Below are 23,087 nucleotides of genomic sequence, written 5' to 3'. Positions count from 1 at the left end.
CTAAAACTCCTTTTTTTACGTATCCTTGTCATGGGACATTTCCCATAAAAACCCTTTCATGATGGCCGTGCGGCCAAACCGCTGCTGCAATTTGTCGATGGCCTCGATGACCTTCTCCTTGGTCTCTTCGTCTTCCGAAAATAAATCGCCTTGGACTTGATACGGCTGGAGCTGGCTGACGGTGAGGCCCAACAGACGAATCGGCTCATGCCCCTTGTCCTTATTATACAATTTTTTCGCCGAAAAATATAATTGCTCTTCCGAAGCCGTCCCCATATCGCTGAGGGTCAGCGACCGGGTGATCGTCTTAAACGACGCATAACGAATCTTAATGGTAATCGTCCGTCCCATAAGACGGCTCTGGCGAAGGCGCCAGGCTACTTCATTGGCCAAGAGGCGAAACTGCTCGTCCACTTCCGACGGAAGGGTCAAATCACGACTGTAGGTATGTTCATTGCCCACCGACTGGGGCCGCCGGCGCACCTCCAAGGGCCGATTATCCCGGCCCAGGGACAGGTGGTAAATCCGCTCAGCCTGATTGCCCAACAGGGGCTTCAAGGCATCGGGACTGGACGCTGAAATATCGCCGATCCTATGATATCCGCCCTTCTTCAAGGTTTCTGCCGTCACCTTGCCGACGCCCCATAAACGGCTGATTGGCAGAGGAGCCAAGATTTCCTGTTCCTTCCCGTAAGGAATCCAGACCAATCCGTCCGGTTTTTGCAGGTCCGAAGCCAATTTAGCTAAGAACTTATTGGGGGCGATCCCTGCCGAAGCGACGAGGCCCGTCGTCCGATAAATCTCATCTTTAACGGCTTTTCCGATATCGACGATATCCGGATAATGGCGCTCCATGCCTGACACATCCAAAAAGGCTTCGTCCAAGGCTAAGGGTTCGATATATGGGGAATAATGCGACAATATCAAGCGAATCTGATGAGAAACGCGCCGATAGGCCGCCATCCGAACCGGTAAAAAGACGCCGTTCGGGCAAAGTCTCCGCGCTGCCTTCATACTCATGGCCGAATGAATGCCATAACGCCGCGCTTCATAGGAGGCCGTGGCCACAACACCGCGGTCCATAAGGCCGCCGACAACGACCGGCAGGCCCTTCAAAGCCGGATTGTCTCTCTGCTCGATGGACGCGTAAAAGGCATCCATATCGACGTGCATAATCCATCGCGTTGCCATAAGCTCCCTCCCTCTCTGTCTCTATTATGATACACCGGCGCCGTCTTGTAAATACAGTGACTCCCCTTCCTCTCCATAAAGGAAGTCCTGCGTCCCTGCCGAAAAGAAAAAGGTCTGTAAAAACGGCGGAATTACGCTGATTACAGCGGACGCCTGCTATTGGATTTTCATTCCGTAATATGGTAAACTATAAGAATACCAAAGAGAGGTGAAACAGTACATTATGGATTTATTCCAATTGACATACTTCATCGAAGTCGCTCATAAAAAAAGCTTTACCAAGGCTTCCAAATCGCTGCACATCAGCCAGCCGTCCATCAGTAAAGGCATCAAGGCCCTGGAAGAACATTGGGGTGTGCAATTATTTGACCGCAAGGGTAAGAATGTAGAGCTTACGGAAACGGGGTCCTACCTGCTTCCTAAAATCGAAGAGCTCATCAAGGGCTTCACCCAGCTGAATGAAGAAATGGAATCACCCCAACTGCTCAACTCCGGCAAGCTATCCGTCGGTGTTCCGCCTATGATCGGGTCTTCTGTCATCGCGCCGTTTATCGCTCATTTCATCAATACCTATCCTAAAATCGAATTGGAAATGAAGGAAGTCGGCTCCCAAGACGTCGTCTCGGCGATCGACGACGGACTCATTCAGGTCGGTTTCGTCGCCCTGCCGATTACGACTGAAATCCCTTATGAATTCTTTATTTTCCATGAAGAGCCTCTCGACGTCGTTCTCTGGCCGGACCATCCTTTGGCCTCGCAGCCGTCCCTGACCTTATCGGATATTAAGGACGAAACCTTCGTTTTCTATCCCAACGGCTTCTCCTTAAATCCCTATTTACGCTCGGCTTTTCAGGAAATCATGGCTCATCCGAAGATTGTCTGCCGCTCCAGCAACTGGGACTTCCTGGCCCAGATGGTATCGGGCAAGCTCGGCATCTCCCTCATGCCCCATACGATCTGCCAGCGCATTTCTCCGGACCTTGCCGTATCGGTTCCCCTGACCCAGCCTCACCTGTACTGGACGCTGGCTCTCATTTGGAAAAGCAAGGGCTATCTTTCCCATCCGTCACGGACCTGGGTTCAGTCCTTTAAGGACTACTTCAAAGACGCCAGCACGGCCATTCAAAATGCCGCAGCCGGTCAGCCTTCACTTGCAGATACAACCGAAGAAGAATAATCTGACGACCAAAAGCATTGCCTTCGGGCAATGCTTTTTTGTATGCCCGAAGAAGTTACATCAAGCGATGCTTTAAGGCATAGTCGACAAGTTCTGATTTCGTCTTGCAATTGAGTTTCTGCATCAGCCGCGTTTTATACGTCGAAACGGTTTTGATAGAAAGATGAAGGGTCTCGCCGATCGATGACAAGGAATGGCCGTGAACCAGGGCCACGAGGACCTCCTGTTCCCGCGCCGACAAGGCCGGTGCGTCGTTTTTCTCTTCTAAGACACTGTCTAAGAGGCTCCGGGCTTCACGTTCACTGAGATAACGGTTTCCGGCAGCGACGGAGTGAAGGCCCTTGAACAGTTCCGAGTCGAGGGAATCCTTGCACAAGTAGCCGTCGGCGCCGAGCTGCATCAGTTCCGTTACGTATTCCTGTTCGCTGTACATGGTAAGGACCAGGACTTTCACGTCGTGCCGGCGGCGCCGTATTTCCTTCAGGCAGTCGATGCCGTTCATGACCGGCATGGATAAGTCGAGGAGGACGACGTCGACGTCCGTTTCTTCCAATATATCGAGGACTTCCTGTCCGTTCGACGCTTCGGCAACGACCTTACAGTCGTCTTGCGAAGCTAATAATAATTTCAAGCCGGTCCGCAAAATGCGGTGGTCATCAGCCAATAGTATGTTCATGGTCCATCTCCTCACTCAGACACAGCGGCAGGGTTATGGTCAGGGTCGTCCCTTTTCCCGGCTGGCCGTCAATACAAAAAGTGCCGTTTAAGACATCCGTCCGTTCCCGCATACTGACCAGTCCTAAATGATTGTCGAGCCGAGCCTGTTCAGCCCGGTCGGCACTAAAACCGACGCCGTCATCGGCAATGACCAGCGACAGGGCAGACGGCAGGATTTTCAGTTCCACGGTCACCGTTTTGGCCCGGGCATGACGGGCAATATTGGTCAGCCCTTCCTGTACCATGCGGTAACAAAACAGAGCCACGGGACGCGACACCTTAGCAATATCACCGTCATGATAAAAGGAAACGGTAAGCCCCGGCTGTGTCTGCCGATATGTCTCCAAGTATTTTTCAATGGCCACGATGAGGCCTAAGTCATCAAGGAGGGGCGGATGAAGATTGACCGCCAAATGGCGCAGGCCTTCCAAGGTCTCTCTCGTCAGGTCGCGGACACCGGTCACCAATTCCCGCACATCCGGCTTTTCAGTCTGGTCCTGAATGAGCCGCAGATAAGCTAAAATCGACACCATAGACTGACTCGTTTCATCGTGGAGTTCCCGCGAAATACGGCGCCGTTCATCTTCACGGGCCGAAAACAGCTGGTCGATGAGCCAGACCCGATTCCTTTCCTTTTTCCCGCAGCGCCGTCAAAAGTTTTGAATTCTCCCGATTTTTCACGGCCAATCGATTACTCATGACATTGAAGGCCTTGGCTAATTGTCCGACATCGTCTTTGGTGTCGACGGAAACGCGGACGCTGTAATTGCCGCGGCCGATTTGCCGAATGGCCTTCGCCAATGCCTGGACGGGGCGCAGAAAAGCCCGGGCGTATCGCGTAGCCAAGGCCGAAGCCACGAGGCAGATTGCCAAGATAATGAGCATGGTCTCGACAAAGCGCTTCCACATGAGCTGCATCATGGGCCGCTCCGACAGGCCGACGCGGAAATAGCCGACTAAGCCGCCGTCGATGGGCACGATGATTTCTCGGATATAGCCTTCGGTACTGTCAAAGGTCAGCGTCTGTTCGAGGCCGTCTTTTCCCATATCCCGCCGCTCGGGAAGGCCTTTCGGCAAGCCTTCCGTAAAGGTGCTGGCCAGAATGCGCCCGTCCGGATAGGTCACCAGAATGTAGCGGACCTGTCTGTTCGTCTGTTGGGCATGGAGCAGCTGCTCGGTCATGTCAAAGCGGTCGTCGACGAGGATGTCGTTGCTGATGACCTGTCCGATGGACACGGCCAGTTCCCGCCCGGAAGCATCGAGTTCACGATTCATATACTCACTCGTCGAATAGAGGAACAGCGACGCCGCCAGGAGTCCGCAGATAAAAATCGTGCCGACGATGAGGACATTAAATTTTACGTATAACGTGTAGTTTCTCATCTTACGTTCCTGCCAATCGTTTTTGTGCCGCATACTGCCGTTTAAAATCATCATACGCCGCCGCATCAGGCGGAATAAAACGGTCGATGACGATGGTCTTCATGGCCTTGGCTAAATCCTCGTCTTTATGCATCGTATAAAAGATATGGCGGAGCTCTTCTTTTTCCGCCCCGTCCAAATCGCTGCGGACGACAACCGGCCCGGTCGGCGCTTCCGGCAAAGCGTCCAGAATGCGAACCTCTTTGGCAAGGGCCGGATTGGTATCGGCCATGAGTTCATAAATCTGACTGTCGACACCGGCGGCATCGGCCAGGTGATTGGCGACAGACCACAGTGATTTATCATGGCCGTGGGTATAGAAGAAGCGGTTAAAGAAGGTTTCCGGCGTCTCCCCTTCTTGGGCCAGCAGGAATTTAACGGCCAGGCAGCCAGAGTAACTCAGGGGATCCGTAAAGGCGAAAACCCGCCCCCGGAGCTGGCTGAAATCCCGGATGTCGCTGTCAGCTGCCGTAATGATGTAGGTCTGGTAGTGGGAAGAACCGTTGGTCTCGGCCATGGCCAGCAGCTCGATGGGCACTTGTCCCTGATAAGCAGCATAGGCCCCGGTCGACGAAAAAGCGACGTCGGCGTCGCCGTTCGCCAAGAGGGCGTTCAGTTCTTCATAGGTCCGGCGCTGGATGAGCACGGCCGGCCGCTGCTGTTTCTGAGAAATATAAGTGACGATCTGCTGATAGACCTGCCGCGTCTCCCGCGGTGACATAACGGAAGCAAAGGCAATGCGAAGGGGCTTTTCCCCCGGCTGCACGAGAGCCGGCCGCGCCCCTTGGGGCTGTGTAAAGTCAATATAGCCTTCGGGATGGGCACAGGCTGCAATGAAGAGACAGGCCAGACTCAGCAAAATCATAGAAATAACCCGTTTCATGATGCCTCCCTGCATACAATTTATATCATATATTATACCCTGAATCGGCCTGACTGAGTAGAGTTTTACCGCGTCCTGCCGTTCTGCGCAAAAAAGGCGCTGCCCTTTGAGACAACGCCTTTGTCATTAATCTTCTTTCGGTTTTGCATTCCACACCAGGAGTGCCAGCAGTGTCGAGAGGACAGCCGCACCGACCCAAAATTCCGTAGCCAAGCCGAAGTCATAGACCTTGACGCCGTCGACGACGGTGACGGTCATGAGTTTCCCCGTAATGAATTCCTGCAGGGCCGCACCGGCATAGCTCAGAAGGCCGATCATACCCATAGCCGCGCCGGTAACTCGTTTCGGCACGATATCAACTGCCATGAGGCCGCCCATGTAGCAGACCAAAGCACCCATGGTGAAGCCGTAGAAGGTCATGCACAACATATCCATGGTAAAGGACTGCGGTGCCCAGAGGAAGCCTGCAATGGACAGGGAGTAGAAAATCCCGTACAACAGTGCCGGCATATTGCGCTTATGGTTGAAGAACTTATCCGAAATAACACCGCACAAGAGAGCCCCGAAGATACCGGCTACCTGCATGTAGGCCATGACGCCGGCAGCGCCCATGATATCGTAGCCCTTCTGCGACGTCAGGTAGACGACGCCCCAGCTTTCAACGGCATAGCGGGCGATATAGACGCAAAGGGAAGAAAGGCCCAAAATCCAAACGGCAGGGTTCTTGACGACAGCATTCCACTGCATGGCACCGACCGATTTCTGTTTTTCCGCAGCAATTTGTTCCGGCGTCTTTTCCCCGTAATAGACGGCCCCATTCGGCAGTCCCTGTGTTTCCGGGCGGTCGCTCATACCGAAGTAAATGAAGACCGTCCCAACAAGAGAGATGATGCCGGCCGCAATGAAGCCCATAGACCAGTTGTACATGGAAACGATGGCAGCAATGGCAAAGTAAGCGAAGGATGAGCCGAGATTATGGCTCGTAAACCAGATGCCATAGAGGGTTCCGCGCTGTTTATTGCTGAACCACTGGTTCAGGGAGACAATGGACGGACCGGCACCATAAGACTGGAACCAGCCATTGAGCCCCCACAAGACGGCTAAGGGAACGAAGGAGTTGACCAAGCCCATGCCGACCATAGTGAGTGAAGAAATGAACAAGCCAAAGGAAAAGAATCGCTTGTTGTTCATACGGTCTGCCAGGAAACTGTTGGTAAACTTCCCAAGACCGTAGGTTACGAAAAAGATGGAGCCGATGATACCGATTTCCGTCGGCGTAACGATGCCCGATGCCAGGAGCGGCTTTTTAATGACCGAATAGCTCTGGCGGATGATGTAATAAAAAGCGTAGCCGATCGTAATGGACGCAAAGACGCGCCAGCGCATAGCATTAAACTTTTTCTTGATAGCCTCGCCGTCGGTCATCGGCACGGCGTCCGGGGCCGTTCTGAAAAAGTTCCAGATTAAATTGAGCATAAAAAAAACTCCTTCCGTTGCAAGAATCCGAATAATGATAAATCCGTATGGTACGGCTTTATTATAATAAACAGATTCTAACAACGGTAGCAGAAAAATTCTGATTTTCTGTAGGAGTTTTTCTTACACTACATAATGCGCTTGGCACCTACATATCGGGCAGACCAGTAACTGCTGTCCATGTCAGACACGCTGACCCCGTCGCTGGCAGCATTGATGAACTGGTGGTTGCCGATATAAATTCCGACATGAGAGATGCCGGCTTCATAAGTCGTAAAGAAGACTAAGTCGCCGGGCTGCAAATTGGACATGGAGACCGATTCGCCGACGTCGTACTGCTCATCGGCTGCCCGCGGCAAATCGATACCGGCTGCAGAATAAACGTAGCGCGTAAAGCCCGAGCAGTCAAATCCCGACGGCGTCGACCCGCCAAAGACGTAAGGAACGCCGATATACTGATTGGCAATATCGAGAATATGGGTTGCCGCCGAACTTTCAATACGAGGAACGCCATTGTAACCGCCATTGCCGAAGCGGCGTATGGGACCTGTCGGAAGCTGCTGTCCCGTCAGGGCATAAAAGGTCGACGGACCGACGATACCGTCTGTTTCCAAGCCATGAGTGCCTTGATAAGAGCGGACGGCCTGCTCTGTGCCGGCGCCAAAAATACCGTCTACATCGACGCTGTATCCGGCATTGACCAGGGCCTGCTGAATGAGGAGGATTTCATTGTCTGCCGTTGCCTTAGTAACAAAGGCTGAGGCTTTGGAATCATTTTCCGGCATGGATGAACCGGTGAGCGCCGCATACGTCGCGGCTCCGACGATGCCATCGGAATCCAGGCCCTGATCCTCCTGGAACTTCCGGACAGCAGCCTGTGTCGAAACGCCGTAATCACCATCGGCAGCGACGGCATAGCCCCTACTGGACAGCGCCTGCTGGATGGTGACGATTTGGTCGCCTCGGTCACCGGGATGGAAAGTTGCGCCGACAACCGATATGGAAGTCAGGACGCAGAATCCCAGTGCGGCTGCTATTTTCTTTGTCGTATTCATCGAATACCCCTTTCTCCGCTTTGTAAAATATACGTTTATTATACCAGTTTTTTCTCTTTTTTAGTAGCTTTCAGATTAATCTTTATCGTGAATACGAAAAAAAGACTTCACAACTGAGTTGTGAAGTCTTTTAACGGTCAAGGGTGAATTAGAACTTGCCGTCTTTAGCTGCGCCTTCAACAGCAACAGCAACAGCAACGGATGCGCCGACCATGGGGTTGTTGCCCATGCCCAGGAAGCCCATCATTTCGACGTGAGCCGGAACCGAAGAAGAACCGGCAAACTGAGCGTCGCTGTGCATACGGCCCATGGTATCGGTCATGCCGTAGGAAGCAGGACCTGCGCCCATGTTGTCCGGATGGAGGGTACGGCCTGTACCGCCGCCGGAAGCAACGGAGAAGTATTTTTTACCCATTTCGATACATTCTTTTTTGTAGGTACCGGCAACGGGATGCTGGAAACGAGTCGGGTTGGTCGAGTTGCCCGTAATGGAAACGTCAACGCCTTCATGGTGCATGATGGAAACGCCTTCACGGACGTCGTCAGCACCGAAGCAGCGGACATTAGCCCGTTCGCTCTTGGAGTACGGTACTTCACGAACGATGTTCAATTCGCCGGTCTTGTAGTCGAACTGGGTCTGAACATAGGTGAAGCCGTTGATGCGGGAAATAATCTGAGCTGCATCTTTGCCAAGGCCGTTGAGGATAACGCGAAGCGGTACCTTGCGGGCTTTATTGGCGTTGCGGACGATGCCGATAGCGCCTTCAGCAGCAGCAAAGGATTCGTGGCCGGCGAGGAAGCAGAAACACTTCGTTTCGTCCTGAAGGAGCATAGCAGCCAAGTTGCCGTGGCCGCGGCCGACTTTACGGTCTTCAGCAACCGAGCCGGGGATGCAGAAGGACTGGAGGCCGATGCCGATAGCTTTAGCAGCTTCTACAGCCGTACGCGCATTGGTTTTAATGGCAATGGCAGCACCGACGGTGTAGGCCCAGCCGGCATTTTCAAAGGCAATGGGCTGTACGTCTTTGACGATTTTATACGGATCTAATCCGGCAGCAGCACAGATATCACGACATTCTTCAACACTGCCGATGCCGTATTCTTTCAGTACGCCGAGGATTTTATCAATTCTTCTGTCGTAGCTTTCAAATAATTCCATTGTTTTGCCCTCCTATTGCTGTCTCGGATCGATGTACGAAGCTGCTTCTTCAAAGCGGCCATAATGACCTTTAGCATCTTCCATAGCTTTTGCCGGTTCAATGCCTTTTTTAATAGCTTCCATCATTTTGCCGAGGTGGATGAATTCATAGCCGATGACCTGATTTTCTTCATCAAGGGCCATGCGGGTAACATAGCCTTCGGTCATTTCGAGGTAGCGAGTACCTTTCGCTTTCGTACCGAACATGGTGCCGGTCTGGCTGCGAAGGCCTTTGCCGAGGTCATCGAGGCTGGCGCCAATAGGAAGACCGCCTTCAGAAAATGCCGTCTGCGTGCGGCCGTATACGATCTGGAGGAAAAGCTGGCGCATGGCTACGTTAATAGCGTCACATACCAAGTCAGTATTGAGGGCTTCGAGAAGGGTCTTGCCCGGAAGGATTTCCGAAGCCATAGCTGCGGAATGGGTCATGCCGGAACAGCCGATCGTTTCGACGAGGGCTTCTTCGATAATGCCGTCTTTGACATTGAGGGTCAGCTTACAGGCACCCTGCTGAGGGGCACACCAGCCTACACCGTGCGTCAAACCGCTGACATCTTTAATTTCCTTTACTTGTACCCATTCGCCTTCTTCCGGAATCGGTGCTGGTCCATGATATGCTCCCTTTGTGACAGGACACATATTCTTAACTTCTGTTGAATACAACATGTTCTCTTCACCCTTTCAAAATCTATGAAATAAACGGCAGCAAGTATACGACTCAGTCTTTCAACTGGTCATATATCTGTGTAAATAAAGCGCGATACATGCTGCCCTTGCGCCACAAGAATGAAAATGCGTGCATAACGGAAAAGTCCGTAATGACGACGGTTCTGAGCCTTCCCTCAGCCAGTTCCTGACGAACTGATTTTTCATATAAGAATGCAATACCGCAGTCGCGGCAGGCCAGTCCCTTTACAGCAGACAGGCTGCCCACTTCATAGCGGGACGGAAAATGCTCCAGTGTGTACCCTTGTTCGGCCAGCTTGCGTTCTAAAATCCGCCGGACGCCGGCCTGGCGTTCGCGGACGATGAGCCGATAGTGCATAAGATCCGCCAAGGTTATTTCATCAGGCACATCGTATCCGGCTGAACAGACGGCAACGATGGGCTCCGTAGAAAATAAAAGCGAATCGTAATGACCTTGGTCAAAAGAACTTTCGACAATGGCAAAATCAATGGTACCTTTATCTAAAGACTGAAGCAGTTTATCGGCATCGGCAATCTCCATGTGAAGATTCATATCACCATTCTGTTTCAAAATGGCGGATAATTTATCGAGAATGCCCATACCGGCTGTCGGCGTCGCGCCAAAAGACAAGGAGCGATTACGATGCTGCAGGTCATGCAGATGCTCTTTTAAAAGCGTATCATCATGACTAATAGCCGTCGCAGCATTCCAGAGAATGTGGCCGGCTTGTGTCAACTGCAGATGTTTCCCCTTGTAACTAAAAAGTTTGGCCCCGTATTCGCGTTCTAAATATCGAATATGCTGAGAAACGGCAGGCTGCGTGATATGGAGTTCAACGGCAGCTCGGGTATAATTCATGTGACGGCAAACGCACAAAAATGTATGGATACGAAAATCTAACATGGCACCCTTTCCTTTCTTTGCGTTTTCCATAAGATAATTTTATGATATTTCAATAGTTTTATCAAGAACAAAGTGGGCAATTTTCGTATACAGATGGGACGACATTGTTCCCGATGGAACATATTTGTTCTCTAAAGGCAAAAAATCAGCTACTCACCCCCATCCATTCATCTTACAGAAATAAATGTCCTTGCACAATGGCTTTATTAACATATGTAATCTATACTAACTGTAATCGATAACAACAAAATATATCTTATTAATAATGATTATTGTATAATATAAATAAAAAGACCTCTGTATTTTCAAGGAAAGGTACCCGATATGACTACAGAACAATATATGAATATGATTCGCAACAATCCTTATGTCATTGGGCGAATCGAAAATCCGACAGAAGAAATGCAGCTCCTGGCCGTACAGTTGAACGGTCAGGCTCTCCAATATATTACCGATCCCTCCCCGGCCGTCCAGGAAGCGGCTGTGGCCAACACGGCCCGGGCCATTCAGTTTATCGAAAACCCGTCAGAAGCCATAAAACTGCAGGCCGTACGTGCCGGCTGGAATAATTTAAGCTACCTCGACAATCCGTCGCAGGAACTCATCGACGCCGCCTTGGATCAATCGGGCTGGGCCATTAAGTACATCAAAGATGCCGGCCACGATCTCCAGCTCCGCGCCGTCAACAAGAACTACGACGCCGTCAAGTACATAAAGGATCCGGCAGAAGACGTTCAGCTGGCCGCTGTCCGCGGCAACTACGAAGCCCTTCGCTACATCGAAAATCCGACGACCGAAGCCAAAGACCTGGCCATCCGCGAGGACGCCCAAGCACTGCGGCTCATCCGCAATTTAAAGAAAGAAGACTTTCTCCATTATTTGGGCCTCAACGTCCTGGTCAGCAAATACATCCCCAAGGATATCAGCCTCACCCCCGATGACTGGCGCGATACCCTCAAAGCCATCCTTTCACAAGAAGACGTGTCCGAAGAATACGTCCGCAACTTCATTACCTGCAGCGCCGTCGACTTATCGCCTGTCGACAAGATTCTCCTCGTCGATGACTATGGCAGCCAAAAGGCCCGACGCATTGCTGTAGATGAAAAATTGACCTTAAAATAGGAGCAGAGATTATGAACTTTACAGATACATATAAAAGCGTAGAACTCGTTCTCACAGCCGGTGAAGTTCCCCTTCTCGTCGGCGAAACGGGTATCGGCAAGACCTCTCTTGCCCGCGAACTGGCCCGTCGCCATGACTGGAGCCTCATCGGCATCGACGGCAACTTATTGAAAGAAGGGGAAATCGGCGGCCTTCCCACCGTCGAAAACGGGACCACGGTCTATGCCGTCCATCATAAACTTCGTAAAATCGACGAAGAAATCGCAAAGGGTAAAACCGTCCTCTTATTCATCGATGAAATCAATCGCTGCGATCATGCCGTCCAGCAGGAATTGATGAACCTCATCCTGAACCGCGAAATCAACGGCTATGCCTTGTCACCGTCAGTCCATATCATTGCCGCCATGAACCCGTCCGATTCCTACGACTATGAAGTCGTCGAAATGGACGCAGCCCAGAAGAACCGCTTCGTATGGCTGTACATGGAACCGGATTACCTGCAGTGGCTCGACTGGGCTTCGTCAGCCGGCATCGACGGAAAAGTCATGGAATTCATTTCCACCTATCCGGAATACCTCGACAAGACCAACGAAGACGACATCAATGCCACGCCGCGCAGCTATGAACGAATTTCAAAACTCTATACCATTTATAAAAATGATGCCAACGGCATTCCCAAATCCGTCTTCCACAACGTCATCCGCGGCAACGTCGGCAAACTCATTGCTGAAGAGTTCATCCAATTCGTCAACTCCGATGCGTCGCCGCTCATCACCTATAACGATGTCTTCAGCGGCGAAAGCCTGGACCCCGAATTAAGCGGCCGCGTTGCCGGCGAAAGCCACACCCGCCTCTACCTTACTGCAAAAAACGTCTTGAAACAGCTAGACCAGCATATTTCCCAAGAAAGCGACAACCAAGCCTTGTTATCCCGCTTCGTCGCCTTTCTCTCCCTCTATCCCGTCGATCTTCGTTTAGGTGTCATGAAAGACATGAAAGCCGCCAACCCCAAAGTCTATGCCTGCGCTTTGGATAACGCCGACTTCATCGACAGTTACTTTGAAGCCTTCCGCTCCCTGCGGTAGAATTGATGAAACAGTCCTTAACCGTTGAAGCCACACTCCTCTACCAGCAGGCATCGATAATCGCCGACGATATTCTCCAAGACAATGTCCTTCCCAACCCGGACGCGGAGATCCCGGCTGATTTTCAAAACGATTTCTTCGCCTTCCTCGGCCGCATCAACGGCCACCTCATGGAAGACAAGGACAATTTTTTCGGATACTTTCTCTTTCAGATGACAAAGAAAATCCGCTTCGACCTGGCTTCACCGACCGGCGTCAACTTCAAAGGGACCCGGTATCAGCTCTATTTCAATCCCCTCCAATTCCTGACCCTGTCGCCGGAGCAGATGGAAAGCGCCATCAAACACGAAATCCTCCACGTCGTCTCCCTGCACCTCATCCGTGCCAAGGAGCTCCGAGAGTCGTACAGCAAACAAGCCATCAATCTGGCCATGGACATCGTCGTCAATACCTACCTCGACCACCTGCCGCCCTTCTCGACGACCTTAGAATGGGTCAACACCAATTTCTCCTTGCTTCTGAAGCCTTTCGAAAGCTTGGAATATTACGTCGACAAGATTCAGGCCGCCCTTGACCTTCGGACGGAAAACAAAGACCTGCCGGAACCGGAAAGCGATTCCGACGAAACCGTCGCCGTTTCCTATAACCCCATTACGACCCATGAAATTTGGGATGAAAGCGATCCAGTCGACGATGAGACCCTGAAGAAGTTCACCGAAAAATACGTCGACGCCTCTTCGAAGGGCGAACTTTCCAACTACTTGGAAAGCATGATAAAGGCCTTAAAAGACAACAAAGACGGCCTCCCCTGGCACTGGTATCTCAAAAACATGGTCGGATCGGTCACCAGCCGATGGAAACGGTCGCCCATGCGCCGCAACCGCCGCCAGCCGGAGCGGCTGGACCTGCCGGGCAAGCTTCGCTCCCATACGGCAAAAATCCTCGTCGGCCTCGACATCAGCGGCAGTATTACCGATGCCGAATTCCGCCAGGCCATCGGCGAAGTCCTTCAGTTGGTCCGCGCCTACGACCATGAAATCATCGTCGCCGAATGTGACGACCAAATCCGCCGCACCTACCACGTTCGCGAGCTGGAAGACGTCAAAGGGCGCTTGGACATCCGCGGCGGCACAGCCTATTCACCGGTCTTTGACTATGCCAACACCCAAAACATCGACCTCTTAGTCTACTTCACCGACGGAAAAGGCGAAGAAAAACTGCAAACAGCGCCGCGCGGCTACAAAGTCCTCTGGGTCCTCTCAGGCCACGGCGAAAGCCTCTCCTTAAAGAACCCCTATGGCCTTGTAAAACGATTGGCCAAGCTCCCGGACTACGATCCCAGCCTCGACTTCGACGACGTCCGAGGCGGCGGTTTCTCCATGGCCAACCAAGAAACAATGCGTAAGCTTTAATTCACAAACTTCATATAGCCAAAACAGACCGTGCATGAAAAGATACGCTTCCATGTACGGTCTGTTTTTATGCCTATTTATTCAAACTAAGAGTTTTCAGCGAATGCTTAAAAATGGAAATCCATCTGCGTGCGGATGAGGGTCCGCTTATTATCGGAATTAGAAGTCTGTTCTTGTTTCGAATACAGCGTTTCCCATTCGATATTCTTCCAAGGCACGTACTTATAACCGAGGATCCAGCCTTTACTGCCGGCGCTGCCATTGTAGAACAGGGAGCCCCATTCATCATCGCCTGCAATAGTGCCGTTCGTGCCATAGCGATACCAGCGGGCATAGGCCTGCCAGGTTCCCGGCTTCTTCAGATCCGTTTCTTTGTAGTTCAGCCGCAGGAAGGTACTGCTGTTCTGGTAATCAGCGTTGGTCCGGACATAGTCGGCCAAGAGGCGGACGTCTTTAGAGACGTCAAACCAGCCGCTGAGGACGTAGGCCTTATCGTAATCGACGGTTTCATCGCCCCAGGATTCGAGATGAGTCGTGTTCTTCTCGTAAACGTCGCCTTTATTCTTGGAGTTGAGGGCGTAAGCCAGGTTGATGCCGCCGCGCGGACCGATATTGCCCCACGTGCCGAGGCCGTACCAGCTTTCGTGGTTGCCGGCACCGGTCGAGGCAAACCAAAAGCCGCTGGCCATAAGATTCGTCCCCTTGATAGGTACGGCGACCTGAACGCCGTCCGATTCCGTCCCGAAGAGGACGTTTTGCTGACCTAAGCCGCGCCAGGCTCGGCCGACGTTGATCCAGGCCCCGGTCTTGGGATCCGTTCCTTCGACCCAGATACGCTGAATATTGCCGTCATGGCCTGACCAGCGCTTCGCCCGGCCTTTATCCTTGCCGTCCGTCGCCCACGAGCCCGATTCATTTTCGTGGTCATGACCGCCGTTGTAGAAGGAGTTCTTTTCTAACTGGAATTTAGCCTTCCAGTTGTCGTTTACTTTATAGGACCCGTTGAGACTCATGTAGAAGCGATTGTTGTCTTTGTACAAATCGCTGTTGTTCTGCACCTGGCCGCTGTATTTATCATGGTCGTATTGGACGCGGACAAAACCGCTGAGCTCCATTTTGCCGGCAATCCCGTTCTTTAATTCATCAATATCCTTGGTATTCTGGTCAATCTGCTTCGTATTGGCTGCCACTTGCTGCTGGAGGATGCTGATTTCATCGGCATATTCACCGTGGAGCTTTTCAAGGACCGCCTTATCGCCGAAGCTGCCGCCGCCTTTCTGCATGGCTTTGGCGACGATGCTGGCCACCTCATAGCGAGTCATGGTACGGCCGCCTTCAAAGGTATTATCACCCATCCCTTCGATGACCCCTTCCTGAGCCAGATAATCGAGGGCTTCATAAGACCAATGATCTTTCGGGACATCGGAGAAGCTGTCTGCCGATGCCGCAAAGGCCGTTCCGGAGATTCCCAGCATCAGGGCTGCCAGGACGGTGCATGCTTTTCTATTAAAATACATCGTAAGGACCTCTTTTCTTACAAATTATCGTTCAGCATGGCCCCTACGCTGTCATAGACTTTGCGGGCCTGATCCTGGATAGCCGGACGGGCCGTAGAAACGGTATAGCCGTTGTATCCCAGGATCATGGGCAGGTCGTTGATTTCATCACCAATGGCCAAGATTTCGGCGCCGTCCCACTTAAAGAGGGAGAGCGTATGGGAAATGGCCTGCTCTTTACTGATATCGGCAGGAATGATGTCGACGGCACAGCGATTGGGATAAGCGTGGATAACGTCGCCCAGGAACGCGTTTACTTCCTCGCTGGCAGCCAGGGCATCTTCTGCTTTCGTAAAGCCTAAAGAAAACTGATGAATGATCTGAGGAAGGTGCTCGATGTCGTCTTCCGTAATCGAGACCAGGGGATAATTCCACTCTGCCGCTTCACGGCGAACCCAAGTCCCATCCAGATCATGGCAAAGATAGGTTTTGTCTTCTGATGAAAAAGAGAAGTGGAAAGACTTGCGCACCAGCGGCAATTCACTGGCTCTCTTTAAAACGGCAGGCTCGATGCGGGCTTCCCAGAGAACGTTATTCTTCCCGTCGCTGATGAGGCCGCCATTATTGCAGGCCAGGTAATCGTATTCAATGCCGTGATGTTTGAGCTGTGGCCAAAGCATGCCGTGATCACGGCCGGATACGACGCCAAACTTATGGCCCGCAGCCCGCCACTTGTGGACAGCTTCGGCATCAAAGGCCGTAATGATATCGTCTCGAAATAAAGTTCCGTCATAATCACTGGCAGCAACTTTTAACATAATCATCCTCCTCATATACGATAGATAACGGCTTCTGCCGGACGCAGACTGCCTGCCTGCGGGCTTTCAAAATTCCCGATCAGAACCGATGCGCCCCGGACCAAATCCGCATCATAATGAACCGTTTCATTGGTGAAATTGACCAAAACGAGGACGGCCTGATCGCCAAGAGCCCGTTTAAAGGCATAGATGCATTCATCGTCCGCCAGGATTTCTTCATAATTCCCCTGAGTCAAGATTGCTGCCGCTCCCCCGTGGAACCGTTCATGCTGAAGGCGGCGGTAATAAGTAAGGACCGACCGGTCGTCCGTCTCTTCCCATTCCACACAGCACGAAGCAAAATCATCGTGAACGGGCAGCCACGGCATACCTGTCGTAAATCCCGCCTGGGGCTCCGTCGTCCACTGCATGGGCGTCCGGGCATTATCCCGGCTGTGGAACTGCACGACCTTCAAGGCTTCGGCAGGTTCCAAGCCTTCATCTAAGGCCAGCTGATATTGGCCGTGAGTCGAAATATCGTTGTAGTCTTCAATCCGTTCGAAGGCTGTATTGGTCATACCGATTTCCTGTCCTTCATAGACAAACGGCGTCCCCCGAAGGCCGAACAAGACCGTTGCCATAGCTTTCGCCGCCTGCTGCGGATTTGTCCCTTCCGGGAAATAGTGATTGATGCAGCGGTTGCGGTCATGATTTTCAAAGAAAATCGGATACCAGCCGTTGCCAGCCGTTGCCTTTTGGCTGTCTGACAGAGCTTTTTTGAGTTTCGTCAGCGGCCACGACGATGCCTGGCACCAAATTTCGTCATTCGGGAATTCCATATTCGTATGGCTGAATTCAAAGAGCATACTGAAAACTCCGTCACGGCCAACCCACTGGGGCAGCTCTTCCGGCGAAACCCCATTGGCTTCGGCAACGGTGAAGATGTCATGGCCATCAAAGACCTGGCGGCGGAATTCATGGAGAAAATCGAGGATGCCCGGCGTATTGGCAATCATCTGGTGAATGGATGACAAGCCGTCGGCCCCGTCGACAGGACCGTCTTCAAAGACAGCCGGCTTCTTGATATAGACGATGGCATCGATACGGAAGCCGCCGACGCCTTTATCGAGCCAAAAATTGGCGGCGTCATACAAAGCCTGGCGAACGTCCGGATTTTCCCAGTTCAGATCCGGCTGTTCGACGGCAAAGGTATGGAGATAGTACTGCTGCCGCTCTTCGCACCACGTCCAGGCCGATCCGCCGAAGATGGAGCGCCAGTTCGTCGGTGCCGAACCATCTGCCTTGGCATCGCGCCAAATATACCAGTCGGCCTTGGCGTTGTCCCGGCTCCGTTTCGATTCCTGAAACCAGGCGTGCTTATCCGACGTATGATTATAAACCAAGTCCATGACGATACGGATATCCCGCTTTTTCCCTTCATCGATGAGGTTTTCCATATCGGCCATGGTTCCATAGCGAGGGTCAATCGCCGTGTAATCGCTGATATCGTAGCCGTTGTCGACCATGGGCGACGGGTAGACCGGCGTGAGCCAGACGGCACCGACGCCTAAGGATTTCAAATAATCGAGATGACGCGTAATGCCGGGAATATCGCCTTCGCCGCTTCCTGTCGTATCCTGAAAGCTTCGAGGGTAAACCTGATAGACAACTGTTTTCTGCCACCATTTTAACGTATCCATAAAAACCTCCTAGAAAATGACAATCGGTGTTTCACCAGCGACGACGGGCTGGTCCGGTTCTTTCTTCATCTGCGGATATTCCGGCGAATTGGTGACGGCCATGATGACGATATCGTCATAGCCGGCTTTAGCAATGACATCGCGGTCGAAGCGAATCAAGGGATCTCCGGCTTTTACCTGTGCATCGGTCTGAGTCAGGAGGGTAAAGCCTTCCCCCTTCAGGTTGACCGTATCGAGGCCGATGTGAATGAGGATTTCCGCTCCATTGCTCAGTTCCAAGCCGACGGCATGGAGAGAATCTTCCATCACCATCGACACGACGCAGTCTGCCGGAGCGACAATCGTATCGCTGGTCGGTTTAATAGCCACGCCATCGCCCATCATCATCTGAGAAAAGGCGTCGTCGGGAACTTCGCTGATATCGACGAGGTCACCGGACACAAAGGCTTTCAGCCGCATGGAACGTGAATCTTCATCGACGGAAACAGCTGCTTCAGCAGCAACCTCCTTAGCCTCAGTCACTTCTGTTTCTTTCACGTCCGACGTCGACGTTTCACGGACGGCCGAGTAATCACCTTTAAGCAAGGCATCAAAATGGCTGCGGACGTTGGGTACGGACAAGCCGACGATGACCTGAACGGCACGGCCGTTTTTCACCAGGCCGAAGGCACCGGCATTGGTAAACTTACTGGTAGCGGCCACTTTATCCGGATCGTTGACCGTTACCCGCAGGCGGGTCGCACAGTTGGTGACTTCCTGAATGTTGTCCGGGCCGCCGAGGCAGTCGAGGAAGACCTGAGCTTTCAGGGCATCGGCACCACCGGCAAGACCTTTCTTTTCCATTTCTTTCTTGGCTTTATATTCAGCCTTGGTAAACAATTTATCGTCTTCACCGTCATCGGTCCGGCCCGGCGTCTTAAAGTCGAAGTGAAGGATGAGGAATCGGAAAACGACGAAATAAATGAGGGTAAAGCAGAGGCCGATGGCAATCTGCATGATATACGTCCAGGCATGGAAGCGGAACAAGGGAATCCAGTTCTGGACGAAGCTGTCGATGAGGCCGCCGCCAAAGTTGCCCGACAATCCAATAAAGTAGAGGATAGACGACAACGTCGCCGATAAAACGGCATGGACGACGTACAATACAGGAGCGACGAACAAGAAGGTAAATTCAATCGGTTCCGTAATGCCGCAGAGGACGGCTGTAATCGTAGCCGGGATCAAGAGAGCTGCTACCTTTTTACGTTTTTCCGGTTTGGCGCAGTAATACATGGCCAAGGCCGCACCGGGCAGGCCAAAGACTTTACCGCTGCCGTGAAGGGCAAACCCGCCTTGAGGGAACATGTCCCGCAATGACTGGGCGCTGGTTGCAAAGTCGTTGATGTGTCCCAACCAGTAGGCCTGAATGCCGCCGTCAACGACAGCCGGCCCAAAAATGAAGGGCAGGTAAATGAAGTGATGAAGGCCTGCCGGCAGGAGCATCTTTTCCGAGAACGTATATGCCCAGACACCGAAGATACCGCTGGTCTTGAGGAAGAACTGGAACTGCTCAATCCCATGCTGAATGGGCGGCCAAATATAGCAGAAGAGAAGGGCTGTCGGCAGCATAACCAAAAAGCCGACGGCGACGACGAAGGCCGGTCCTTTGAAGATACCGAGCCAGTCCGGAATTTCCGTGTCGTAGAAGCGATTGTGGAGATAGGCCGAAATGCAGGCAATGAAGATAGCACCGAGCATGCCCATATCCAAAGTCTTGATGTTGGCAATCATGGCCAGGCCCGTACCGGCTCCGGCTTCCTGACTGTAATCGACACCGAAATAACCGCCGTGGAGACTCAAGAGACCGGAAATGAAATAGTTGAAAATCATATAAATGACGAAGCCTTCCATAGCACAGCGGGCTTGTTCCTTTTTAGCAAAGCCGATAGGAACGGCAATGGCGAAAAGAATCGGCATTTGTTTAAAAACCGTCCAGGCGCCTTGCTGAACGACGTACCAGAAATCGTACCAAAGGGTTCCTTTTTCAGCCAGCCTGCCAAAGAGTCCCGTGTTGCTGAAAATAATCGACACGGCGACGGTCAAGCCGAAGAAGGCGAATAAAATGACCGGCGTATACATAGCACCGCCGAAGCGCTGCAGTTCCTGCATACTGCGTTCCTTGCTGAATGTCATATCTGTTTCCTCCGTTCTTACATAACAATAAGTCCTTAGCTCTCGCTATACTATGGCCATAACATCATGTGATGTATTACCGAAAGCTATCTTTACTAACAGGATATAAAAAAAGAGCCGCGAACACAATAGTTTCGCGGCTTTCCGGCACGGCGGCACGGTGCTGTAATCTGGTACAAGTTGCGTACTTTGGTACATGTTATTCGTCACCTTGGCGCAGACGGTGGAGGTACATGCAGTAATTGACATACCAGACTTCAATGAGGACAAAGTAAGGCATCATAGACTGGAAGGGAACGTGTTCTGCTTCCTTGTCATAGAGCTGGAAGTGCCCTGGGGAGATATAGAAATTGACCGTCGACAATGAGGCCAGGGTATTGTCCTGCAGGCGGGTAACGGAAATAAAGGGAATATCCCGAGCTTTCAGGAGATGGCCCAATTCCGTAACAGCCGGCGATTCACCGGAAAAAGAAACGATGATGAATAAATCGTCTTTCGTCAGAGAATGGACGAGATTGCGGAATTCTTCCCGCGCCGGCACATCATAAATCAAGATATTGTCATAGAAAAAGAGGCGCTTCAGTTCTTGGACAACGTTGTTCTGAACGTAGCCTGAAGAATAGGTGAAAATCCGGTTGGCTTCGTGGACGAGGGAGCTTGCTCTGTCAAAGTTGAGTTTGCAGACCTTGTCGACAGTTTGAGCATAAAATTGATTCAAGCCTTCCAAGGTATTCATATCATACTCGGAAACGGCTGCCCGCTCCCGCTTGAGGAGCAATTTGAATTCGCCAAAGCCTTCGAGCCCCAATTTTTGCGCAAAGCGGACGATGGTCGTCGTCGAAACGTTGCAGGCTCGAGCCAATTCATGAATCGAACTGCGGCGCACAGCCGCCCGGTGCTGTACGATATATTTCCAGATTCCCATATCTGTATTGTTCAATTCCTGCCGGTGTTCATTGATCAGTTCCTCAAGTGCCATGGCCGCTCCTCCCTTGCAAAAAGACCCTTGCGGAAATTTCCGCAAGGGCCGGAATTATGCTTTTATTATAAAAAATTAGGGGAAGGGCGTCAAGAGCAGGCCTTAACGGGCTCAGCCGCAAAGTGCCGCTGCAATGGCGGCTCCGATAGAGGCACCGTGGCTGTTGGGCACGATGTGAATGGGCGTTCCTTCAGAGAGACCCATACAGGAACGGCAGACAGCTCCTTCAATAACGCTGGGGACGCCGGCGATTTTTTCGACAAGACTGCCTTCGATCGCAATGGCCTGTTCCTTAAGTTCTTCTTCACCTGCCAGATGGCCGAGGATACCGAAGCTGGCAGCACCAATCATCTGAGCTGCCCGGGTAAAGACAGTTTCGCCCAAGGCACAGAGACCTTCTTTTTGAGCCGGCGTCACGTCAAAGCCGAGGACGTCGCGGACGGTCTTTTCACCGGAAAAGAGTTCGTTCATAGAGCGCGTCGTAAACCGGGGAATATCGTCACGGTTCAAATAATCCATCACCATGACGCGAAAGAGCTCGTTTAAGTAACGGCCGCCGATCATCTTTTCAAAGCAGTGGTCACCGGGCTGCTGCGATTCTTCGTCGACACGGCGATCCCAATCGGTACGCGGTCCGCCCGTAAAACCGGCAGCTTCTAAGTTTACGATCATCTCAAGGGCCGGCTCATAATAGCACATGTTGAACCCGGTACCGCAGACGATGCCGATTTGAGCCGGGTTATGCTGATAGACAGACGACAAGAGGGTCGCTGTCGTATCATTCAACAGGGCCACAGGCTCAATGCGGTCCATCCCATTGCGAACGAGAGCCTCCTTAAGGAGTCCATTGATCGACTTTCCGGCCACGCCGGGAACATCGATTTCTTTCGACCAGGCGATGAGGCTGGCATCCTTAGCCGACGTCTGATTGACAGCAAAGGAAAAGGTAAAGCCTAACTTATAGGCCTTGTTGCCGCCGGCCGCTTCTTTTACGATATCGGCAATGAAGTCGAATAAGGCTTCTGCCGTCGTCGACGAAGAAGTATAGTCGTAATCATCGCTTCTTAGGGGCTTCGATACCTTGGTTTCAATCGTAAATCCGTCTGCACCGGCTAAGGTGATGCGCGAAGCCCGGACATTGGTCCCGCCGAAATCAAGGGCCATGAAGGTCCCCGTTTCCTGCCCCGTCGGGAGCCCCAAATAGGTGCGCAGGGCTGAAAGAGAGCTCTTTTTACCGGCCAGGGCATCTTCCGCCGTCCGGCGGAAATCCTGAGCCAAGCGGCATAAATCGGCGCCGTCTAAGTTCAATTCCTGCTGCATCATCTTAAAGTCCTTTATCATGTCTGCCATCGTTGTCGGCCTCCTGTCTGTACGTTAAACATCTATGCCTCCATCATAAAGGAAAAGGAGCAGGAATACAACTGATGACAGCCCCTTTGTTTCCATAGAACCTCATTGGACAGTGGTACAAATTATGAAATTCGGTACACCCTCAAAATCCCACAAGAAAAGGGACAGTGCATGAAGATATCATTCATGCACTGTCCCTGAATAAAATTTGGTGGGCGATAACAGGATCGAACTGCTGACATCCTGCTTGTAAGGCAGGCGCTC

General features: G+C 52.0%; 20 protein-coding genes. 4 read left to right on the top strand and 16 right to left on the bottom strand.

Annotated features, from left to right (window positions below; translation table 11 throughout):
• Positions 1-15: 15 nt before the first annotated feature.
• A complete protein-coding gene (gene dinB / locus QZQ46_RS06655; protein WP_296828161.1) occupies positions 16-1,191 on the bottom strand; it encodes a DNA polymerase IV in 1,176 nt (391 codons plus the stop codon).
• A 223-nt stretch (positions 1,192-1,414) separates the two neighbouring features.
• Here dinB and QZQ46_RS06650 point away from each other — a divergent pair, with 223 nt between their 5' ends.
• Entirely contained in the window at positions 1,415-2,368 is a 954-nt protein-coding gene (locus tag QZQ46_RS06650; protein ID WP_296828159.1) for a LysR substrate-binding domain-containing protein, read from the top strand.
• A 55-nt stretch (positions 2,369-2,423) separates the two neighbouring features.
• On the opposite strand, the gene QZQ46_RS06645 is transcribed toward QZQ46_RS06650, so the two are convergent.
• From QZQ46_RS06645 to QZQ46_RS06605, 9 genes are all read right to left on the bottom strand, one after another.
• Positions 2,424-3,044, bottom strand: a complete 621-nt coding sequence (locus tag QZQ46_RS06645; RefSeq protein WP_296828158.1) for a response regulator transcription factor — start codon at positions 3,042-3,044, stop codon at positions 2,424-2,426.
• Positions 3,025-3,618 (bottom strand): sensor histidine kinase, encoded by a 594-nt coding sequence (locus QZQ46_RS06640; RefSeq protein ID WP_296828155.1) that lies wholly within the window; start codon positions 3,616-3,618, stop codon positions 3,025-3,027. The genes QZQ46_RS06645 and QZQ46_RS06640 overlap by 20 nt, the downstream gene beginning before the upstream one ends.
• Positions 3,619-3,670: 52 nt before the next feature.
• Positions 3,671-4,468, bottom strand: a complete 798-nt coding sequence (locus QZQ46_RS06635; RefSeq protein ID WP_296828153.1) for a HAMP domain-containing protein — start codon at positions 4,466-4,468, stop codon at positions 3,671-3,673.
• A gap of 1 nt (position 4,469) precedes the next feature.
• Positions 4,470-5,390: a phosphate/phosphite/phosphonate ABC transporter substrate-binding protein gene (phnD, locus tag QZQ46_RS06630; protein ID WP_296828151.1), complete on the bottom strand. Its 921-nt coding sequence runs from the start codon at positions 5,388-5,390 to the stop codon at positions 4,470-4,472.
• Between the two features lie 126 nt (positions 5,391-5,516).
• On the bottom strand, positions 5,517-6,866 hold the full coding sequence (locus tag QZQ46_RS06625; RefSeq protein ID WP_296828150.1) for an MFS transporter: 1,350 nt from the start codon (positions 6,864-6,866) through the stop codon (positions 5,517-5,519).
• 128 nt (positions 6,867-6,994) lie between these two features.
• Positions 6,995-7,921 (bottom strand): NlpC/P60 family protein, encoded by a 927-nt coding sequence (locus tag QZQ46_RS06620; RefSeq protein WP_296828148.1) that lies wholly within the window; start codon positions 7,919-7,921, stop codon positions 6,995-6,997.
• A 148-nt stretch (positions 7,922-8,069) separates the two neighbouring features.
• Positions 8,070-9,080 carry a GGGtGRT protein gene (locus tag QZQ46_RS06615; RefSeq protein ID WP_296828145.1) on the bottom strand — a complete coding sequence of 337 codons (1,011 nt, stop codon included), beginning with the start codon at positions 9,078-9,080 and terminating at the stop codon, positions 8,070-8,072.
• Positions 9,081-9,092: 12 nt separating this feature from the next.
• Positions 9,093-9,785, bottom strand: a complete 693-nt coding sequence (locus QZQ46_RS06610; protein ID WP_044505273.1) for an iron-sulfur cluster assembly scaffold protein — start codon at positions 9,783-9,785, stop codon at positions 9,093-9,095.
• Positions 9,786-9,837: 52 nt separating this feature from the next.
• Positions 9,838-10,710 carry a LysR family transcriptional regulator gene (locus QZQ46_RS06605; RefSeq protein ID WP_296828141.1) on the bottom strand — a complete coding sequence of 291 codons (873 nt, stop codon included), beginning with the start codon at positions 10,708-10,710 and terminating at the stop codon, positions 9,838-9,840.
• 324 nt (positions 10,711-11,034) lie between these two features.
• Between QZQ46_RS06605 and QZQ46_RS06600 the strand changes: the two genes are divergently transcribed.
• Genes QZQ46_RS06600 through QZQ46_RS06590 form a run of 3 tightly spaced genes read left to right on the top strand, consistent with a single transcriptional unit; the run spans position 11,035 to position 14,329 of the window.
• Positions 11,035-11,832, top strand: a complete 798-nt coding sequence (locus QZQ46_RS06600) for a hypothetical protein (RefSeq protein ID WP_296828139.1) — start codon at positions 11,035-11,037, stop codon at positions 11,830-11,832.
• A gap of 11 nt (positions 11,833-11,843) precedes the next feature.
• Positions 11,844-12,917: an ATP-binding protein gene (locus QZQ46_RS06595; protein ID WP_296828137.1), complete on the top strand. Its 1,074-nt coding sequence runs from the start codon at positions 11,844-11,846 to the stop codon at positions 12,915-12,917.
• Between the two features lie 5 nt (positions 12,918-12,922).
• Positions 12,923-14,329, top strand: coding sequence for a VWA-like domain-containing protein (locus QZQ46_RS06590; protein ID WP_296828135.1), 1,407 nt, complete (start codon positions 12,923-12,925; stop codon positions 14,327-14,329).
• Between the two features lie 107 nt (positions 14,330-14,436).
• On the opposite strand, the gene QZQ46_RS06585 is transcribed toward QZQ46_RS06590, so the two are convergent.
• The 6 genes from QZQ46_RS06585 to QZQ46_RS06560 all read right to left on the bottom strand — a co-directional run bounded on the left by QZQ46_RS06585 (position 14,437) and on the right by QZQ46_RS06560 (position 22,823).
• Positions 14,437-15,846, bottom strand: coding sequence for an S-layer homology domain-containing protein (locus QZQ46_RS06585; RefSeq protein WP_296828133.1), 1,410 nt, complete (start codon positions 15,844-15,846; stop codon positions 14,437-14,439).
• Between the two features lie 17 nt (positions 15,847-15,863).
• Positions 15,864-16,643: an HAD-IIB family hydrolase gene (locus QZQ46_RS06580; protein ID WP_296828131.1), complete on the bottom strand. Its 780-nt coding sequence runs from the start codon at positions 16,641-16,643 to the stop codon at positions 15,864-15,866.
• Positions 16,644-16,654: 11 nt separating this feature from the next.
• Positions 16,655-18,322 (bottom strand): alpha-glucosidase, encoded by a 1,668-nt coding sequence (locus QZQ46_RS06575; RefSeq protein WP_296828129.1) that lies wholly within the window; start codon positions 18,320-18,322, stop codon positions 16,655-16,657.
• 9 nt (positions 18,323-18,331) lie between these two features.
• The gene (locus QZQ46_RS06570; protein ID WP_296828127.1) at positions 18,332-20,494 is read right to left on the bottom strand and encodes an alpha-glucoside-specific PTS transporter subunit IIBC; all 2,163 of its coding nucleotides are present in this window, start codon (positions 20,492-20,494) and stop codon (positions 18,332-18,334) included.
• Between the two features lie 199 nt (positions 20,495-20,693).
• Positions 20,694-21,473: a MurR/RpiR family transcriptional regulator gene (locus tag QZQ46_RS06565; RefSeq protein ID WP_296828125.1), complete on the bottom strand. Its 780-nt coding sequence runs from the start codon at positions 21,471-21,473 to the stop codon at positions 20,694-20,696.
• A 111-nt stretch (positions 21,474-21,584) separates the two neighbouring features.
• A complete protein-coding gene (locus QZQ46_RS06560) occupies positions 21,585-22,823 on the bottom strand; it encodes a hexokinase (RefSeq protein ID WP_296828123.1) in 1,239 nt (412 codons plus the stop codon).
• Between the last annotated feature and the right edge of the window lie 264 nt (positions 22,824-23,087).

The sequence above is a fragment of the uncultured Megasphaera sp. genome, from assembly GCF_900539295.1.
Lineage (GTDB): Bacteria > Bacillota > Negativicutes > Veillonellales > Megasphaeraceae > Megasphaera.
This window is presented reverse-complemented; position numbering and strand designations above follow the sequence as displayed.

Excerpts from the sequence above, each read along its gene's own strand:
- QZQ46_RS06620 (WP_296828148.1), bottom strand. The coding sequence starts at position 7,921 with ATGAATACGACAAAGAAAATAGCAGCCGCACTGGGATTCTGCGTCCTG.
- QZQ46_RS06635 (WP_296828153.1), bottom strand. The coding sequence starts at position 4,468 with ATGAGAAACTACACGTTATACGTAAAATTTAATGTCCTCATCGTCGGC.
- QZQ46_RS06585 (WP_296828133.1), bottom strand. The coding sequence starts at position 15,846 with ATGTATTTTAATAGAAAAGCATGCACCGTCCTGGCAGCCCTGATGCTG.
- QZQ46_RS06640 (WP_296828155.1), bottom strand. The coding sequence starts at position 3,618 with ATGGTGTCGATTTTAGCTTATCTGCGGCTCATTCAGGACCAGACTGAA.
- QZQ46_RS06570 (WP_296828127.1), bottom strand. The coding sequence starts at position 20,494 with ATGACATTCAGCAAGGAACGCAGTATGCAGGAACTGCAGCGCTTCGGC.
- QZQ46_RS06595 (WP_296828137.1), top strand. The coding sequence starts at position 11,844 with ATGAACTTTACAGATACATATAAAAGCGTAGAACTCGTTCTCACAGCC.
- QZQ46_RS06575 (WP_296828129.1), bottom strand. The coding sequence starts at position 18,322 with ATGGATACGTTAAAATGGTGGCAGAAAACAGTTGTCTATCAGGTTTAC.
- QZQ46_RS06565 (WP_296828125.1), bottom strand. The coding sequence starts at position 21,473 with ATGGCACTTGAGGAACTGATCAATGAACACCGGCAGGAATTGAACAAT.
- QZQ46_RS06580 (WP_296828131.1), bottom strand. The coding sequence starts at position 16,643 with ATGTTAAAAGTTGCTGCCAGTGATTATGACGGAACTTTATTTCGAGAC.
- phnD (WP_296828151.1), bottom strand. The coding sequence starts at position 5,390 with ATGAAACGGGTTATTTCTATGATTTTGCTGAGTCTGGCCTGTCTCTTC.
- dinB (WP_296828161.1), bottom strand. The coding sequence starts at position 1,191 with ATGGCAACGCGATGGATTATGCACGTCGATATGGATGCCTTTTACGCG.
- QZQ46_RS06645 (WP_296828158.1), bottom strand. The coding sequence starts at position 3,044 with ATGAACATACTATTGGCTGATGACCACCGCATTTTGCGGACCGGCTTG.
- QZQ46_RS06650 (WP_296828159.1), top strand. The coding sequence starts at position 1,415 with ATGGATTTATTCCAATTGACATACTTCATCGAAGTCGCTCATAAAAAA.
- QZQ46_RS06610 (WP_044505273.1), bottom strand. The coding sequence starts at position 9,785 with ATGTTGTATTCAACAGAAGTTAAGAATATGTGTCCTGTCACAAAGGGA.
- QZQ46_RS06560 (WP_296828123.1), bottom strand. The coding sequence starts at position 22,823 with ATGGCAGACATGATAAAGGACTTTAAGATGATGCAGCAGGAATTGAAC.
- QZQ46_RS06600 (WP_296828139.1), top strand. The coding sequence starts at position 11,035 with ATGACTACAGAACAATATATGAATATGATTCGCAACAATCCTTATGTC.
- QZQ46_RS06625 (WP_296828150.1), bottom strand. The coding sequence starts at position 6,866 with ATGCTCAATTTAATCTGGAACTTTTTCAGAACGGCCCCGGACGCCGTG.
- QZQ46_RS06605 (WP_296828141.1), bottom strand. The coding sequence starts at position 10,710 with ATGTTAGATTTTCGTATCCATACATTTTTGTGCGTTTGCCGTCACATG.
- QZQ46_RS06590 (WP_296828135.1), top strand. The coding sequence starts at position 12,923 with ATGAAACAGTCCTTAACCGTTGAAGCCACACTCCTCTACCAGCAGGCA.
- QZQ46_RS06615 (WP_296828145.1), bottom strand. The coding sequence starts at position 9,080 with ATGGAATTATTTGAAAGCTACGACAGAAGAATTGATAAAATCCTCGGC.